Origin of the sequence: Sorangium sp. So ce385 (assembly GCF_051474135.1) — a bacterium.
In the GTDB taxonomy this organism is placed as follows: Bacteria; Myxococcota_A; Polyangia; order Polyangiales; family Polyangiaceae; genus Sorangium; species Sorangium cellulosum_D.
Genome location: NZ_CP150337.1, coordinates 277,195 through 293,220 on the forward strand (window position 1 = coordinate 277,195; position 16,026 = coordinate 293,220).

Sequence of the window (16,026 nt, forward strand, 5' to 3'; positions counted from 1 at the left end):
GGCCGCCGGCCCCTCAGCGCGGCCGCGCGGCGTGGTCGGCGATCACGCTCGCCACGCAGCAGGTCAGCTTCTTCCCCATGCCGAGGTGCAGGAACTCGTTCGGCCCGTGCGCGTTCGACTGCGGCCCGAGCACGCCGGTGATGAGGAACTGCGCCTCGGGGAACTTCTCCCCCAGCATCGCCATGAAGGGGATCGTCCCGCCCTCGCCGATCCCCATCGCCGGCCGGCCGAAGAACGCCTGCGACGCCTTGCGCACCGCCGCCTCCAGCCAGGGCGCCGTCGCCGGCGCGTCCCAGCCGGGCGACGGCTCGCTCACGCGGAACCGGACCTCGGCGCCGTACGGCGGGTCCTGCTCCAGCGTCTCCTTCAGGGCCGCCGCCGCCTTCTTCGGGTCGACGCGCGGCGGGATGCGCATCGAGAGCTTCGCCCGCGTGAACGGGCGCAGCACGTTGCCCGCGCTGGCGATGGGCGGGAGGCCGTCGGCGCCGGTCACGGAGAGCGCGGGGCGCCAGGTGCGGTTCAGGAGGAGCTCGGCCACCTCGGCGGTCACCGGCCGCGCGCCCTGCACCCACGGCAGCTCGCTCACGACCGTCGCGCCCAGGACCTCGGCCGCGGCCCGCGCCTGCGCGACGCGCTCCTTCGGGATCTCGACGTGCAGCGCGTCCACGAGGACGCGCCCGGTCCGCTCGTCCTCGATGCGCGACAGGAGCTGCCGCAGGATGCGGAAGCTCGAGGGCACGACGCCGCTGCCCACGCCCGAGTGGATGCCGTCGCGCAGGATGCTCACCTCGAGCGTGCCCTGGAGGAGCCCGCGGAGCGACGTCGTGGTCCAGAGCTGGTCGTAGTTGCCGCAGCCCGAGTCGAGGCACACGACCAGGCTCGGCTTGCCGATGCGGTCCGCGAGCGCGTCGATGTAGGCGGGCAGGTCCGGGCTGCCGCTCTCCTCGCAGCCCTCGATGAGCACCACGCAGCGCGCGTGCGGGAGCCGCTGCTCGTGCAGGAGGCGCAGCGCGGCGAGCGACGCGAAGCCCGAGTAGCCGTCGTCGGCGCCGCCGCGGCCGTAGAGCCGATCGCCCTCGCGCACCGGCTCCCAGGGCCCGAGCCCCTGCCGCCAGCCCGTCATCTCGGGCTGCTTGTCGAGGTGGCCGTAGAGGAGCACCGTGTCGTCGCCCCTGCCCGGCACCTCCATCAGGATGACCGGCGTGCGGTTCTCGAGGCGCACGACCTCCACCGTGAGCCCGGGGATCGGCTGCGCCTTGCACCAGGCGGCGAGGAGCGACGCCGCCTTGTCCATGTGGCCGTTCTCGCGCCAGGCGGGGTCGAAGGCCGGCGACTTGTTGGGGATGCGGATGTAGTCGTGCAGCGCGGGGACGATCTCCTGCTCCCAGCAGCGCTCGCAGGACGCGACGGCTTCACTCTCGTCGAGCTTCGTCAGCATGGACCTCTCCAGGGGTTGAGGACGGCGGTATTCTCCGGGGCCGACTCTACAGCGCCGGGGCGCGAGGCGCTCACCACAGGCTGTCGATCCCCGGCATGCCGCGGCTGCGCCCGTCGAGGCAGTCGAGCAAATAGCAGGCGAGCCCGGCGTCCCCGGTCAACAGGCTGTAGCGCCACTGGCCGGCCCGGTGGCGCTCGGCCTCGGACTGCGCGACGGCCCACATGGCGAACGCGCGGGCGCGATCGAGCCAGGAGGCGTCCTGCGTGCGGCGGTAGATCTCGAGCAGGGCGGCGCCGTTGCCGTCGGTGCCGTGGCACAGGGCCACGCCCTTGGCCAGCGGCCCGGCGGCCACGATCGACCGCGCGCCTTTCAGGAGCAGCGGCAGCGCCTCGGGCAGATCCGCGTGGCGCAGCGACGTGATGATCCCGGGCGCGCCGTGGCACCACTGCAGGAGCGGCTTCGACGGCGGCCCCGCGTGCGCGGGCCAGTTGGCGAGCTCGCCGTCGATCGTCGCCAGGCGGCCGAGCCCCTCCAGCGTCCGCGCGCGCAGCTGCGATCGCTGCTCCGGGCTCAGCAGGGCGTGGGCGCGCCAGAGCGAATAGAGGTTGCCGGCCCACCCGTGCGCGGCGCCGACATAGCGGACCCGGCGGCCGTACAGGTCCTGCTCCCACAGCCAGACGCCGAGGGCCTCGTCGCGCATCCAGCTCTCCCACAGCGCCGCCGCGCTGTCGCGGATCAGCGCCGCCCAGCGCTCGTCCCCGGTCGCCTCGTGCAGGAACAGCGCCGCGAGCATCGTCCCGGGCGCGCCCCACAGCGCCTCGCGCGCGGGGTTGTCGCGGTTGTCGCGGACGATCTCGGCCAGGCGATCGGCCTTGCGCGCGTCCGGTCGGGCCAGACAGCACACCGTCAGCAGGGCGCTCTCGCCGAGGAACCACGACGGCACGCGCTGGCCGTCGTCGGGCGAGCGGAGGTACGCCTCGAGCACCTCGTCGAAGATCTCCGGCAGGCGCATCGGCAGCTCGCAGAACCCCGCCGCCGCCGCGCGGGCGAGGGCGAGCCAGACGCCGCAGGCGCCGAAGTACAGGCCCTGGTACGGGCGGGGCGCCCCCGGGCCCGGGGCGTCCTCGGCGTCGCGCGGATGCACCGGCCAGCCGTGCCGGCCCCGCGCGGCGAGCGCGTCCGCGGCCCATCGCTCGAGCCACGCCTGCGCCCGCCCGGGGTCCCAGGGCTCGGGCGGCAGGGTGACGTGCCGTGTCGGATCGTAGAGGGTCATGCGGCCTTGGACGCCGCGACGGCGCGGCGGCCCGGCCGAGGATAGCAGCGAAGCGGAGCGCGACACGCGGGACGGCGGCCGGGATCGCGAGCGCGGCCGCCGTGCTCCCTCGCCTGCGCGACCCCCGTCATCGGTGAGGCTTCATCGCGCGGAGCGCAGAGGGGAGGGACGCGACCGCGGCTCAGGGGCAGCAGGTGAAGAGCGCGCTGGTGGCCGAGGCCTCGGGGCAGAGCAGCACGCCTGTGCCGTAGCCGATGTGGAAGAGCTGCTGGCCGGTCTCCGCGCACAGGGCGCTGGCCTCTTCATCGAGCGTCTGCACAGGCTGGCACACGTCGCCGTGGTCGATCTTGCTCGTCCAGCACGCGGGCGAGGGCAGGGGCTCCGCCGCCGGGCAGCACTCGTAAAAGGCCCTGGCCGTCGTGATGCCGGTGCAGCCAGGGCTGTCCCTCTCATAGTCGAACATGGCGAGGTCCGCGCCCTGGTTCCTGCACGTGATGTAGGCCTGATCCTTCAGCTCGACGCCGTAAACGCACGTGAGCCCGTCCCCCAGCTCGCCGCCCCAGCACGTCTCCGGCGGAGGAGGGGGAGGCGGCAGCTTGTCGCCATCGCAGCTCGATCCGTGATCGGCGTCGGCGCTCTCCACGCCCGCCGAGACCGTATCGCTGTCAGGGTCCGGAAGCTCGGGGCTGATGCAGCCTGTGCCGGCGAGGAGGCCGGGAATCGATAGGGTGAACAAGAGACCCATCGTGCAGAAAGAACGCATGATATCCTCCGTCAAGCCCGGCTCCGGCCGGGCAGCGTCGACGCGCGCGCCGCCGGAGCTCCGGTCGCCGCGCTCTCTTCGTCGTTCCGCGCTCTATCAACCGCGGCCGGCCTGCCGGTTTCCTCCGTCAGGCCATCTTGCGACCGCGGCTCACGGGCAGCAGGTGAAGAGCGCGCTGGTGACCCATGCTTCGGGGCAGAGCAGCACGCCTGTGCCGTACCCGATGTGGAAGAGCTGCTGGCCGGTCTCCGCGCACAGGGCGCTGGCCTCTTCATCGAGCGTCTGCACGGGCTGGCACGCGTCGCCGTGGTCGATCTTGCTCGTCCAGCACGCGGGCGAGGGCAGGGGCTCCGCCGCCGGGCAGCACTCGTAAAAGGCCCTGGCCGTCGTGACGCCGGTGCAGCCAGGGCTGTCCCTCTCGTAATCGAACATGGCGAGGTCCGCGCCCTGGTTCCTGCACGTGATGTAGGCCTGATCCTTCAGCTCGACGCCGTGAACGCACGTGAGCCCGTCCCCCAGCTCGCCGCGCCAGCACTCGGTCGGCTCGCCGTGGGCGCACGTGTGCTCGATACGGCCATAGCCGCCGCCGCTGCACGGATCGAGCAGCCTGACCTCGCCGAGGGCGAGGCCCTGCGCGCCGCAGCTCGCCTCGGCCTCGCGCCACAAGGCCTCCGCCGTCCGGCAGCTCGTTTCCTCGTGCGGGGGCCTTGGCTCCGCTGTTCCAGGTTCGTCCGGGCCCGCCGCGCTGCTCTCGGCGCCGTGCTCCCCGTCTTGTCCGGCGCCCTCCGCAGGGGCGGCTGCGCCGCCGGAGCTGCGGTGCCACGAGGGGGGCTGTCCGCGCGACGCATGCGGGGACAGACCTCTCTCCGGCGCGTCGACCCATCCCCGGCTCGACGGGAGCGCGACGGCCGGCGGCTGGGTACGCGCGCGTGGCGGCGGGGGCGGGACGCGGTCGACGGGGAGCTCGCTGCGGCGCCGCCCCGAAGGCGCCTCGCGCACGTCCGGCGGCGCCGCGGAGCTGTGCGGCGGAGGGGGCGAGGTCCGCGGCGACGGGGCGATCGGGCGGGACGGGCCTCGGAGGAGCGGGGCGTGGATCCGGGGCGGCGCCGCCTCGTGGTTGTCGGCGGGCGTGCGCTCGGGGAGCCCGCCGTCTCCATCAGGGCGATCGCCGGTGATGCCGACCGCCGGATGGGCGGGGCTGCGCGTGGAGACCTCGGGGGGCGCAGGGCGCTGGAGGGCGGCGCCGAAGACGACCGCGGCCGCGCCGGCGGCGACCGCGAGCACGAGCGGGCGTCCCACGCGCCCGACGAGCGAAGGGCGCGCCCCGCGCAGCCGCGCGAGGGCGCGCGCCCCTCGTCGGGGCGGCGGCGTCGCCGCGGCGAGCCGCTCGTCCACCTCGCGCAGCAACGCGAGCAGGTCACGGTCTCGCGTCATGGCTTCACCTCCCATCCGGCGTCGCGGAGCCGCGCGACCGCCCGCTGAATCAGCTTGCACACGTACCCTTTGGAGTGGCCGAGGACGCTCCCGATCTCCTCCTGCTCCTTGCCGTCGAGATAGAACATCGAGAACGCGACTTGCTCCTTGGGAGGCAGCTTGCCCAGCGCCTCGAACGCCCGGCGAAGATCGTCGCGCGCGATGGTCACGTCTTCCAGCGCCGGGCGCGGATCGGCCTGGTCCTGCCCGAGCAGCCAGCGGATGGGCGGGAGGGCGAGGAACCGGTCCCGCCGCAGTCGGTTCAGACATCGATTCGAGGTCGCCCGGTACAGCCATCCTTCGAGGTTGTCTCGATCGCTCAGCGTCGCGAGCGCCTTCATGAGGTCGAGGAACACGTCCTGCGTCACGTCCTCTGCCCAGGCCACGTTGCCGTGGCCGTAACGGAGGGCGAGGCGGTACACCAGGCGATGGTGGCGGCGGTACAGCGCCTCGAGCTCCAGCGCCGCCGCGCCCGAGGGCCGCGCCGTGGCCGGGGTACCCGGCGGCGGCGCCGGACCGACGCGCTCGGTCGGGTCGTCGCGCCCGTCGTCGCCCGGAGGGGAGAGCATCTCTTCGGCCCGGGCCTGTGGGCCGAGCTGAGATCGCGCGGCGAGGTTCACGGGAGCCTCCGCGCGAGGGACCCGTCCGCCGCGACGCACCATGAGCCGACCATGAGCTCCGCCATCTCGCCCTCACCACAACCGAGCTCGCCGTCGGTTTCCTCTCCGCGCGCCGGCGGCGACGATCGCGCGGCCGGACCCGGGCGCGCTCGCGGCGCGCGCCCCCTCGCGGAGCGCGCGCCCGGGTCGCGGCGGTCCGATGCGCGTCGAGCGGCGACCGCCGCCGCCCTCCTCGGCAGCGCACGCGCTGCGCCGCTCCGATCGCCCTGCGACGTGCTTCTTTGATATACAGGGCGGAATAGGACCGGGGGAACGGATGGCATTTGAGGCGGATTGCAGCGGTATCGTCGCGGAGAACCAGCAGCTGAGGCAGCGCATCCGGGAGCTGGAGCAGGCCGCGGAGGAGCGGGATCACCTCCGGGCGGCGCTGCGCCGGAGCGAGGAGCATGTGCGCCTCTTCGTCACCTACACACCGGCCGCGGTGGCCATGTTCGATCGGGACATGCGCTACATCCTGGCCAGCAGCCGATGGCTGGTGGATTACGGCTTGAAAGAGCGAGAGATCATCGGCCGGAGCCATTATGAGCTCTTCCCCGACATCCCCGAGCACTGGAGGGCGGTCCACCGGCGGTGCCTCGCGGGGGCCTCGGAAGGCCATGATGGGGAGGCCTTCCCGCGGAGCGACGGGCACGTCGACTGGGTGCGCTGGAAGATCTTCCCGTGGCACACGACGAGCGGCGAGATCGGCGGGATCATGCTGTTCACGGAGGTGGTCACCGAGCGAAAGCGGCTCGAGGATACGCTCCGGATGCAGGCGAAGACGCTCCAGGAGCTGTCGACGCCCATCGTGCCCATCAGCCAAGGCGTCCTCGTGCTGCCGCTCGTGGGCGTGCTGGACGCGGCGCGGGCGCAGCAGATCATGGAGAACCTGCTGGGCAAGGTGGTCGAGCGGCAGGCGCGGGTGGCGATCATCGACGTCACCGGCGTGCCGCACATCGACACGGCGTCGGCCAGCGCGCTCCTGCAGGTGGCGCGGGCGGTCCGGCTGCTCGGGGCGCAGGTCGTCCTGACGGGCATCCGGCCCGAGGTGTCCCGGGCCATCGTCGGCCTCGATATCGAGCTCGGCGGCGTCGTGGTCCGACGCGATCTGCAGAGCGCGATCGCGTTCGCGACCGCGGCGGGCTCGCCGGCGGCGCCGCCGGCGGCTTGACGCTGCCTGCCGCGGGGGCAGCTGCTCGCTCACCGCTCGGGGGCGGAAGGATGCGAGACGTCCTCGCGGGAGCTGCCCTGCTCGATCACGAGCGCGTCGAGGAGGGGGCGGGCCGCCGGACGCCGCCTGCGGCTCACAGGTACACGACGATGTGCGCGACGTTGAGCTGGTGCTTCGGATCGGTCCCGGTCCAGCCGATCATCAGCTTGTCCCCGAGCCACGCGAGCGACGGCACCGCCGCGCTGGTATCCTCGAAGGTGGCCTTGCTTCCCCACGTCCGGCCACCGTCGCGCGACGCCATCATGTTGAGGTGTCGCTGCGCGTCGCGCCCGGTCCATGCCATGTAGGTGACGTTATCGCTGGCAGGCGCGAAGACCGGGGCGAGATCGCTCGAATCCCCGAGCGTCACCTTGTTGCCGAAGCTGCGGCCGTCCTTCGACTGAAGGAGGTTGAGGCTCCGGTTCGCGTCCGTGCCGCTCCAGCCGAGGTAGATCGTGCCGTTCACGAACGCCAGCGAGGGCGCGGCGCCGCTGGTCTCGCCGAGGGTCACCTTGTCGGAGAACTGGCGGCCGTTCGTCGAGGAGATGACGTTCAAGCGGCCGTCCGTCCCCGTCCAGGCGAGGTAGAGCGTGCCATTGCCGTAGGCGAGGGCCGGCGCGGCGTTGCTGGTCTCTCCGAGCGTGACCTTGGTCGCGGGCGGGAACGTCCGCCCGCCGTCGGACGAAGCGATGACGTTCAGGTGGTGCGGGTCGTCGGTGCCGGTCCACGCCACGTAAAGCGCCGCGCCCCCCGACGCGATGGCCGGCTGCCCGATGGACGTCTCAGGCAGGGTCACCTTGCCGCTGAGGGAACGGCCGTCCTTGCTCTGAGCCACGTTGACGTGGTGCTCCTGGTCCGTCCCCGTCCACGCGACGAGCAAGGGCGAGGCGCCGCCGAGCGTCGTCCCGCCGAGCGCCGTGTCATCGAAAGTAACCTTTTGCTGAAGCGTGATCTTCATGTCGAGCTCCTGTCTATATCGGTTATGCCGCCACCGCTGACATCACTGTGTTCGCGGATTGCAAGCGCATGAGATGACTCGCCTCATCGGGCATGTGGCATCGTCGGATGCATCGACCGATGAGGAGCGCTTCCGTGAGGCTGTGACTCAGCGGCGCCGAGGTTGGGTCCTTGTCGGGCCTCGATGCCCGCCGCGATGACCCTGAGACGCTTCATTGCAGTGCTCGTGCCACGCGCGCGAGCGAGGCAAACCGCGGCGAAGGCGGCGTTTGCGGCGCTCGGGACGGCCCCCGAGCGCTCGCGGGCCTGCGCGCGCGGGCAACGGTTTGCCGGCAACAAGCAAGTACTTGCCAGGTTGCCGGCGAGAGCACGCTGGCCATCGACGGGTCCAGGACAGGCCTGCCGTCGACGAGGGGCAGCTTGCCGTACAGCGCGGCCGTGAGGCCGAAGACGATGCCGCTCTGGAGCTGCGCCTCGATGCCGAGCGGGTTCACCGCCGTGCCGCAATCGACGGCGCAGGTGACCTCGTGGACGCGGATGCGCCCCTGGTCGATCGAGACCTCGGCCACCTCGGCGACGATGCTCCCGTACGACTCGTGCACGGCGAGCCCGCGGCCGCGCCCGGGGTGGCTCGCCCTGCGCGCCGGCCCTGGCCATGGCGGCGCGGGACCTGGCACAACGCGGCTCACGGGACGCTGTGCCAAGCGTACAAGTGTCGGAACTTGATGGTTTACTTCGCCATGTCAGGCGCCGGCCGGCGTGGCATACGGCATGCTCACGGGGCGGGTATGACGGCGAGCTCATCCCGCGATCGCCGCCCGCGTCGCGCGCGCCGTGCGCGCGCGCGGGCGGGCCTGTTGTCGTTGGCCACCTTCGTCGGTTGTTCGGGCGAGACGCCCGATCCGCCGCCGGAGCAGACGTCGACGAGCTGCGACTTCGTGCTCCCGGCGGGCGGCGCGCCCGCGCCGAGCGGCGATCTGCGCATCAACGAGGTGATGACCGGCAACGACGGCGCGTGGGTCGACGAGATCGGCGAGACGGACGATTTCATCGAGCTCGTCAACATCGGCGATCGCGCGCTCGATCTCGGGGAGTACGCCCTGGGGGAGAAGCTCGGCGAGGCGACGCGGCTGCCGCAGCAGACGCTGGGGCCGGGCGAGACGGCGCTCTTCTGGGCCGACGACGCGCCCGAGCAGGGCCCGCGGCACCTGCCGTTCAAGCTCTCGAGCTCGGGCGCGCGCGTGCTGCTCTGGTCGCCCTCGTGCGCGCTGGCCGACGCGATGGACGTGCCGGAGCTGCCGCGCTCCGAGAGCTACGCGCGCTTGCCCGACGGGACGGGCGAGCCGTCGATCTGCCGCTACGCCACGCCCGAGCGCGAGAACGGCGAGAGCTGCGATCCGCCCGAGCCGCCGAGCCTCGACGACGACTTCAAGTTCGCACCCTACCCGTGGCCGGAGCCGTTCCCGGCCATCGCCGGGCCGCTGGTCATCTCGGAGCTCTCGCTGCGGCCCGCGGGGTTCGTCGAGGTGCTGAACGCGAGCGGCGAGGCCGTGGCGCTCGACGGCTTCGCGCTGCGCCTCTCGGCGCTCGCGCCGGGGCAGGCGCTGCCCGGCGAGGGCGCGGGCGTGCCGCTCGCGTGGCCGGCGCCGTCCGCCGCGCTCGCGCCCGGGGAGCGCGTGAGCGTCCCGGTGAGCGCGGCGGACACCGCCGAGATCGAGGCCTCGCCGGACTTCGAGGGCGTGGTGACGCTGTGGCAGGCCGGCCGGCCGGAGCCGAGCGATCGGATCGACTTCATGGCGTGGCCCGAGGGCGCGTCGCTGGCCCGCGTGCCCGACGCCACCGGGGCGCCGCGCTTCTGCGAGGCGGCGAGCCCCGGCGCGGCGAACGATGGCTGCGCCGAGCTGTCCGGCCGCCCGCTCGCGAGCGGGCGCGCGCGCCGGCTGGAGACCGCCGGCGATTTCGACGCGCTGTCGAAAGGCGGCACCGAGGTCGGCGAGGCCGGCGTGAAGTTCGTCGTCGACATGGCCGCGAACGACACCGTGCACCTCCTGAGCACGGAGAAGTGGGCGCTCCACTACACCTTCATCCGCGAGCAGATCCAGCGGGAGCCGCACCTCGATCGCTGCGATCCCGAGCAAGCCGCGGAGTTCAACACCGGCTGGGGGCTGTTCAGCCAGTCCGAGTACTTCCGCGTCGAGGGGCGCCGCTTCCTCCTCGGCACGCTGGTGCAGCACACGAACGGCGCCAAGACCGTCGAGTTCGCCCCCGGCGACAAGATCGTCGGCGCGCAGATGCGGCGCGCGTTCTTCGCGGCGATGAAGGCGGTGCCCGACCCGGAGGCGTGGTCGATCCGGCCCACCGAGGCGCGCCAGATCGCCGAGGCGCGCGCGATCGAGGGGACCGCGCCGCTGGTCGGGCCGAACGCGCCGTACCGGGGGCTGACCTATCAGCCGCTCAACCCGGCCGAGGGGTTCGGCACGCTGACGTTCGTCCCGGGGCGCGAGCTGGAGTCGGCGGAGCTCGGCCCGAACGTGATCGTGGTGACGGACGACGTGCCGAACGAGACGGCGTTCATGGGCGGCCTCATCACCGAGGCGTTCCAGACGCCGCTCTCGCACGTGAACGTGCTGGCGCGCGGCCGGGGCACGCCGAACATGGCCCTGCGCGGCGCGCGGGACGACGGGCGCCTGAAGGGCCTGTTCGGCAAGCTGGTGCGGCTCGAGGTGCGCGCGACGGACTTCGACCTCCGCGAGGCGACCGCGCAGGAGGCCGACGCCTACTGGGAGGCGCGCAAGCCGAAGGGCGAGCGGCTCTCGCCGGCGCTCGACGTCTCCGTGCGCGGGATCGTGTCGCTCGACGCCGCGAATTACGCGATGAGCGACAGCATCGGGTCCAAGGCGGCGGGCATGGCCGAGCTGTACCGCGTGAGCGGCGTGGGGGCGTATTGCCCGCCCGACCTGATTCCGCTGTACGTGCCGCCCGCGGCGTTCGCGATCCCGTTCTCGCATTACATGGATCATTTCGAGGCGAGCGGCGCGGCGGAGCTGCTGGCCGAGCTCGAGCAGGACCCCGAGTTCCGCGCGGACCCGCGCGCGCACGCCGAGGGGCTGGCCGAGGTGCGCGCGCGGATGCTGGAGCACCCGGTGGATCCCGCGCTCCTGAGCGAGGTCGAGGCCGCGATCGAGCGGCGCTTCGGCGGCGGCCGCGTGCGGCTGCGCAGCAGCAGCAACACCGAGGATCTGGCGACCTTCAACGGCGCGGGGCTGCACACGTCGACGAGCGGCGATCTGGAGGCGGAGTCGAGCTCCATCGAGGACGCGCTGCGGACGGTCTGGTCGAGCCTCTGGAACACGCGCGCCTACGACGAGCGCGAGTTCGGCCACGTCGAGCAGGCGCGCGCGGCCATGGCGGTGCTGGTGCACCAGGCCTGGCAATCGGAGCGCGCGCAGGGCGTGGCCATCAGCCGCAACGCGCTCGACGCCACCCGCGACAGCCAGTATTACATCAACGCGCAGATCGGGGAGGCGTCGGTCACCAACCCCGCGCCCGGCGTGACCAGCGACGAGATCGTGTACACGCCTCCGCCGCGCACGATCAAGGCGGAGTACCACGCTCGCTCGAGCCTGACGCGCGGGCGCGACGTGCTGTCGTTCCCGGAGGTCCAGCGGCTCGGCTGCGTGCTCGGGTCGATCCACGACCATTACCGGCCGCTGGTGGACCCGAAGGGGGAGAACCGGCTCTACGCGATGCAGATCGAGTGGAAGCTGATCGGTCCGGAGCGGCGGCTGCTGGTCAAGCAGGCGCGGCCCTACAGCTTCGGCGCGCTCGCGGCGCCGGGCGACTGCCGCGAGTATTGATACCGCGCTGCCGAGCTCGCCGCGCGGTGACGACGTCACGGTCTCCGCCGCGGCGAGATGCGTTGAACCATCGCGAGCGCGCTTGTCCGGGGTCGTCCGGAGGGCGGCACCTCGACCCCGAGGTGCAACAAGCGCTCCACCAGATCCTCCGCGCAGAGGCGAGCTCGGTAACCTCCGTCGATCGGCTGGGGCCGGGGAAACAATGTGAAGAAATGCAAACCGGCCACGTGCCGTCGATTGCGACGATGTCGTGTCCAGGGCAGACCGCCACGCCCCCTCGCCGCCGACGAAGTATCTTATGAGTCCTGCTATCCTCGCGATAAGACAATGGTGTTTGTCGGCTCCTTATTTGGGTATTGATGAGGCTGTTAGCGCTACGCGACCTGCGAGATCTCAAGCTGAGCCTGCCATGTGACCGGCCGTGGCTTCATGTTGTGCTCTGTCTTAACCAAATCTTATCAATGCTTCGTCTTGCACGTTCGACGAGGCTCTTCTATGTTCGCGGCGTCGCAGGCGCGACGCGCGCATTCCGCGCCCTGGACGACGGCCTGCGATACAGGAGCTATGTCATGAAGATGCGACGAGCGTTCGCGGCCTTTGGCATCATTGCTGCTGTGGGCATCACCGGGTGCGTGGGCTCCGAAGAGCCTGCGGAGCCGGAGATCGTCCGCCTGGACCCGAGCGAAGCCGCAGAGAACCCGCTCGGCAGCTGGAGCGGGCCCTCCTCTGGTCCTGCCGCAGAAGCGCAGTCGACCGGCGAGACCTCCGACGCGGCCGCGTACTGTTGGGTGTGGCTCGACTACTGCGTCGACCCGCGTACCGGGACGGCGACCTGCCATGATAACGGCGGGTGTACCTTGGAACAGTTCGTCAATGCATGCATTGACCTGTACGAAGACATCTGCATCTGAGCGTGGCGGAGAGTCCCGCGGCACGTCTTGAATCGCTCCCAGCGTCAGGTGCGCGCGCCGGCTCCGCCGGCAAGGTCCGGCGCGCGCCCGGCGCTGGCAGGCGTTCCCCTGCGTCGCCCGCGCCCGATGCCGGGCCGGCGCGCGCCCGCCCGGTGGTAAGGTGGGCGCGTGGTCCTGCGTCCGGCAGCCTGGGTGGGTCGCGACCGAGAGCTGAGCCTGCTCGACGACCTGCTCGGCGCGGCGCTGGCCGGCCGCGGATCGAGCGCCCTCGTGGCGGGCGAGCCGGGGATCGGCAAGACGCGCCTGCTCGAGGAGCTCGCCGAGCGCGCGCGGGCGCGCGGCTTCGCGGTCGCGTGGGGGCGCGGGTGGGAGCTCGGCCAGGCGCCGAGCTTCTGGCCCTGGCTCGAGATCCTGCGCGCGCTGCTCGGGCGGCCGCGGGCGCCCGCGGCGTTCGCCGGCCGGCTGCGCGGGCTGCTGCTCGAGCTCGCGCCGGGGGAGCCCGCGCGCGGCGCGGACGTGTTCCAGCTCTACGACGCGGTCGCCTGCCACCTCTCCGCGCACGCGCGCGAGGAGCCGATCGCGCTCTTCTTCGACGATCTCCACGCCGTCGACCCCTCGTCGCTCGAGCTCATGGAGTTCGTCGCGCGCGGCCTGCGCGCCGAGCGCGTCGCGCTCTTCGGCAGCCGGCGCGACGTCGACGGCCGCCGGCCGGAGGTCGAGCGGCGCCTCTCGCGGCTCGCGCGGCTCTGCGAGCACCTCGGGCTCGAGCGCCTGTCCGAGGGCGACGTGCGGCGCTGGCTCCAGCAGACCGCGGGCGACGACGACCCGGACGCGGCGCGCCGGATCCACGCGGCCAGCGACGGCAACCCGCTCTTCGTGAACGAGCTGCTGCGGCTGCCCGCGCCCGCCGCGCGGCGCTCCTCCGCGGAGCTGCCGGGCACGCTGCGCGCGCTCGTCGGCGAGCGCCTCGCCGCCCTCGAGGCGGGCCACCGCGAGGCGCTGCGCGCCGCGGCGCTGGTCGGGCGCGAGTTCGGGCTGCCCCTCGTGGCGGCCCTGCTCGAGCGGCCCGCCGCGGAGCTCGAGGCCGCGGCGCACGAGGCGTGCGCCCTCGGCGTGCTCGCGCCGGTCAGCCCGGGCCGTTACCGCTTCTCGCACGCCCTCGTGGCCGAGACGCTGGTGCAGGAGCTGCCCCCGGCGCGGCGCGCGCTCCTGCATCAGCGCGCCGCCGAGGCCCTGGAGACCCGCCACGACGGCGACCCGGCCGCGCCCCTCCACGAGATCGCGCGCCACTGGCTCGAGGCGGGCGTCGCGTCGGCGCCGCGGGCCGCGCGCGCCGCCGAGCGCGCCGCGCGCCTCGCCATGGCGCGCCTCGCGTTCGCGGACGCCGCCGCGCTCTACGAGCGGGCGCTCGCGGCCGAGGCCCTCGCCTCGCCCGTCGATCCGGCGCGGCAGGGGGAGCTGCTCGTCGCGCACGTCGAGGCGCTGGCGCGCGCCGAGCAGCGAGCGAGCGCCGAGGCCGCGTGCGAGAGGGCCGTTGCGCTCGCGCGGGCCCGCGGGGACGGCGCGCTGCTCGCGCGGGCCGCGCTCGCGCTCGGCGCGGAGAGCCGCGCCGGCGCCGCCGATCGCGAGGTCGCGCGCCTGCTCGGCGAGGCGCTCGCGCTCTTGCCGCCGGGCGACAGCCCGCTCGCGGCCCGGGTCAGCGCGCGGCTCGCCAGCGCGCGCCAGCCCGAGCTCGATCCGCGCGGGCCGATGGACCTCGCCCGGAGCGCCATCGCCATGGCGCGGCGCTTCGACGATCCGGCGCTCTCGCTCTCGGTCATCCACGCCGCCCTCGGCGCCCTGATGGACTTCGCGCCGCCCGAGGAGCGCGCCGGCCTGAACGCCGAGGCGCTCGAGCTCGCGGCCTCGCTCGGCGACGGCCCGCGCGCGCTGCTCGCGGCCCAGCGCCTCGCCTTCGATCGCGCCGAGCTGCTCGACGCGGGCGGCTTCGAGGGCGCGCTCGGCCGCTGCGAGGCGCTCGCGCGCGAGCTCGGCCAGCCGCGCTACGGCTGGGTGCCCGCCATGTTCCGGTCGATGCGCGCCGAGTGGCAGGGCGACCTCGAGCGCGCCCTGCACTGGGAGAATGAGGCGCGCCGCATCCGCGATCAGGGCAACGCGGAAGGCGCGGCGCTCGTCCCGGCCCGGCCGCTCGCGCGGGCGCTCGGGCGCAGCGACCCCGAGCGCCTCGAGCGGCTCCTGGGCGAGCTCTCGAGCCGGGCGCCCGACAGCGCCGCCGTGCCCCTGTTCACGGCGCTGCTCGCGAGCTGGCGAGGCCAGGAAGGGCCCGCGCGCGCGGCGCTCGAGGCGCTGTGCGCGCGCGGCTACGCGGGCTTCCTGCGGCGTCCCGAGCCCCCGCGCGCCGGCCCCGGGCCGGACGATCCGAGCGTCGCCGGGTACATCCACATGCCGGAGCTCGCCGTCGAGATCGCGTGCGCCCTGGGGGACGCGCGCTGGGCGCAGGCGCTCTACGACGAGCTCGCGCCGTCCGCCGGGACGGCGTTCGTGCTGACCACGACCGCGTTCTCCCTGCACGGGCTCGTCGATCTCGCCCTCCTCAACCTGAGCGCCGCGCTGTCGCGCTGGGAGGATGCCGAGCGGCACGCCCGCGCGGCCGTCGCCGCCGCCGAGCGGCTGGGCGCGCGGCCCCTCCTGGCGCGCATCCACCACGATCACGCCCGCGCCGCGCTCGCGCGCCGGCGCACGGCAGCGGCCGGCGAGCGCGACGCGCTCGCGGCGAGCGCCCGGGAGCGGCTCGAGCGGGCCGCGGCCCTCGCGAGCGAGGTCGGCCTGAGCGCGCTCGAGGAGCGCTGCCGCCGGGCGCTCGCCGGGATCGAGGGCGCGCCGCTCGCGCCGCTCGTCCCGGCCGACCCTGCGCCGGCGCCGGCCGGCCCTCGGCCGGCGCCGGCCGGCCCTCGACCCGGGCGCGCCGAGCCGCTGCGGCTCGTCCGGGAGGGCGAGTACTGGACCGTCAGCGCCGCGGGCGCCCTGTGCCGCGTGCAGGACAGCCGCGGCATGCGCATGCTGGCGCAGCTCGTGGACGAGCCCGGCCGAGAGTTCCACGTGCTCGAGCTCTCGGGCAGCCCCGCGGGCGTCGATCTCGGCGACGCGGGCGAGATCCACGACGCGCGCGCGCGCGCCGAGTACCAGGCGCGGATGCGCGAGCTGCGCGCCGAGGTGGAGGAGGCCGCGAGCTTCAACGACCTCGGCCGCCGCGAGCGGCTCGCCGCGGAGCTCGAGGCGGTGACCCGCGAGCTCTCGCGCGGCCTCGGCCTCGGCGGTCGCGCGCGGCGCGGCGCCTCGGCGGTCGAGCGCGCGCGCGTCAACGTCCGCCGCCGCCTCACGCTCGCGCTGCGCCGCATCCGCGCCGCGAGCCCCGCCATCGCCGACGAGCTCGAGGCGGCGCTGCGCACCGGCGTGCACTGCGTCTACACCCCCCCGACCTGAGC

At 73.8% G+C, this 16,026-nt stretch carries 11 protein-coding genes; 4 read left to right on the forward strand and 7 right to left on the reverse strand.

From position 1 onward, the window contains the following. Positions 1-13: 13 nt before the first annotated feature. From WME83_RS01035 to WME83_RS01055, 5 genes are all read right to left on the reverse strand, one after another. The gene (locus WME83_RS01035) at positions 14-1,438 is read right to left on the reverse strand and encodes a M20 family metallopeptidase (RefSeq protein ID WP_437317394.1); all 1,425 of its coding nucleotides are present in this window, start codon (positions 1,436-1,438) and stop codon (positions 14-16) included. A gap of 70 nt (positions 1,439-1,508) precedes the next feature. After that, positions 1,509-2,711: a lanthionine synthetase C family protein gene (locus WME83_RS01040; RefSeq protein WP_437317395.1), complete on the reverse strand. Its 1,203-nt coding sequence runs from the start codon at positions 2,709-2,711 to the stop codon at positions 1,509-1,511. A gap of 181 nt (positions 2,712-2,892) precedes the next feature. Further along, a complete protein-coding gene (locus WME83_RS01045) occupies positions 2,893-3,474 on the reverse strand; it encodes a hypothetical protein (RefSeq protein ID WP_437317396.1) in 582 nt (193 codons plus the stop codon). Between the two features lie 150 nt (positions 3,475-3,624). Further along, complete coding sequence (locus WME83_RS01050) at positions 3,625-4,908, reverse strand: hypothetical protein (RefSeq protein ID WP_437317397.1); 1,284 nt, start codon at positions 4,906-4,908, stop codon at positions 3,625-3,627. Further along, on the reverse strand, positions 4,905-5,567 hold the full coding sequence (locus WME83_RS01055) for an RNA polymerase sigma factor (RefSeq protein WP_437317398.1): 663 nt from the start codon (positions 5,565-5,567) through the stop codon (positions 4,905-4,907). The genes WME83_RS01050 and WME83_RS01055 overlap by 4 nt, the downstream gene beginning before the upstream one ends. 316 nt (positions 5,568-5,883) lie before the next feature. Here WME83_RS01055 and WME83_RS01060 point away from each other — a divergent pair, with 316 nt between their 5' ends. Continuing rightward, positions 5,884-6,777, forward strand: coding sequence for an STAS domain-containing protein (locus tag WME83_RS01060; protein WP_437317399.1), 894 nt, complete (start codon positions 5,884-5,886; stop codon positions 6,775-6,777). Positions 6,778-6,910: 133 nt separating this feature from the next. On the opposite strand, the gene WME83_RS01065 is transcribed toward WME83_RS01060, so the two are convergent. Together WME83_RS01065 and WME83_RS01070 are read right to left on the reverse strand one after the other, a co-directional pair. Next, positions 6,911-7,774 carry a sialidase family protein gene (locus WME83_RS01065; RefSeq protein ID WP_437317400.1) on the reverse strand — a complete coding sequence of 288 codons (864 nt, stop codon included), beginning with the start codon at positions 7,772-7,774 and terminating at the stop codon, positions 6,911-6,913. 211 nt (positions 7,775-7,985) lie between these two features. Then, positions 7,986-8,375 (reverse strand): molybdopterin cofactor-binding domain-containing protein, encoded by a 390-nt coding sequence (locus WME83_RS01070; protein WP_437317401.1) that lies wholly within the window; start codon positions 8,373-8,375, stop codon positions 7,986-7,988. Positions 8,376-8,630: 255 nt separating this feature from the next. On the opposite strand from WME83_RS01070, the gene WME83_RS01075 reads away from it, so the two are divergent. The 3 genes from WME83_RS01075 (at position 8,631) to WME83_RS01085 (ending at position 16,024) form a co-directional block, all read left to right on the forward strand. After that, positions 8,631-11,630 (forward strand): PEP/pyruvate-binding domain-containing protein, encoded by a 3,000-nt coding sequence (locus WME83_RS01075; RefSeq protein ID WP_437317402.1) that lies wholly within the window; start codon positions 8,631-8,633, stop codon positions 11,628-11,630. Between the two features lie 569 nt (positions 11,631-12,199). Further along, positions 12,200-12,541, forward strand: coding sequence for a hypothetical protein (locus WME83_RS01080; protein ID WP_437317403.1), 342 nt, complete (start codon positions 12,200-12,202; stop codon positions 12,539-12,541). Positions 12,542-12,733: 192 nt separating this feature from the next. Continuing rightward, positions 12,734-16,024, forward strand: coding sequence for an ATP-binding protein (locus WME83_RS01085; protein ID WP_437317404.1), 3,291 nt, complete (start codon positions 12,734-12,736; stop codon positions 16,022-16,024). The last annotated feature ends 2 nt before the right edge of the window (positions 16,025-16,026 follow it).

Coding starts and splice junctions, on each gene's coding strand:
- WME83_RS01035 (WP_437317394.1), bottom strand. CDS start 1,438: ATGCTGACGAAGCTCGACGAGAGTGAAGCCGTCGCGTCCTGCGAGCGC.
- WME83_RS01040 (WP_437317395.1), bottom strand. CDS start 2,711: ATGACCCTCTACGATCCGACACGGCACGTCACCCTGCCGCCCGAGCCC.
- WME83_RS01045 (WP_437317396.1), bottom strand. CDS start 3,474: ATGCGTTCTTTCTGCACGATGGGTCTCTTGTTCACCCTATCGATTCCC.
- WME83_RS01050 (WP_437317397.1), bottom strand. CDS start 4,908: ATGACGCGAGACCGTGACCTGCTCGCGTTGCTGCGCGAGGTGGACGAG.
- WME83_RS01060 (WP_437317399.1), top strand. CDS start 5,884: ATGGCATTTGAGGCGGATTGCAGCGGTATCGTCGCGGAGAACCAGCAG.
- WME83_RS01065 (WP_437317400.1), bottom strand. CDS start 7,774: ATGAAGATCACGCTTCAGCAAAAGGTTACTTTCGATGACACGGCGCTC.
- WME83_RS01080 (WP_437317403.1), top strand. CDS start 12,200: ATGAAGATGCGACGAGCGTTCGCGGCCTTTGGCATCATTGCTGCTGTG.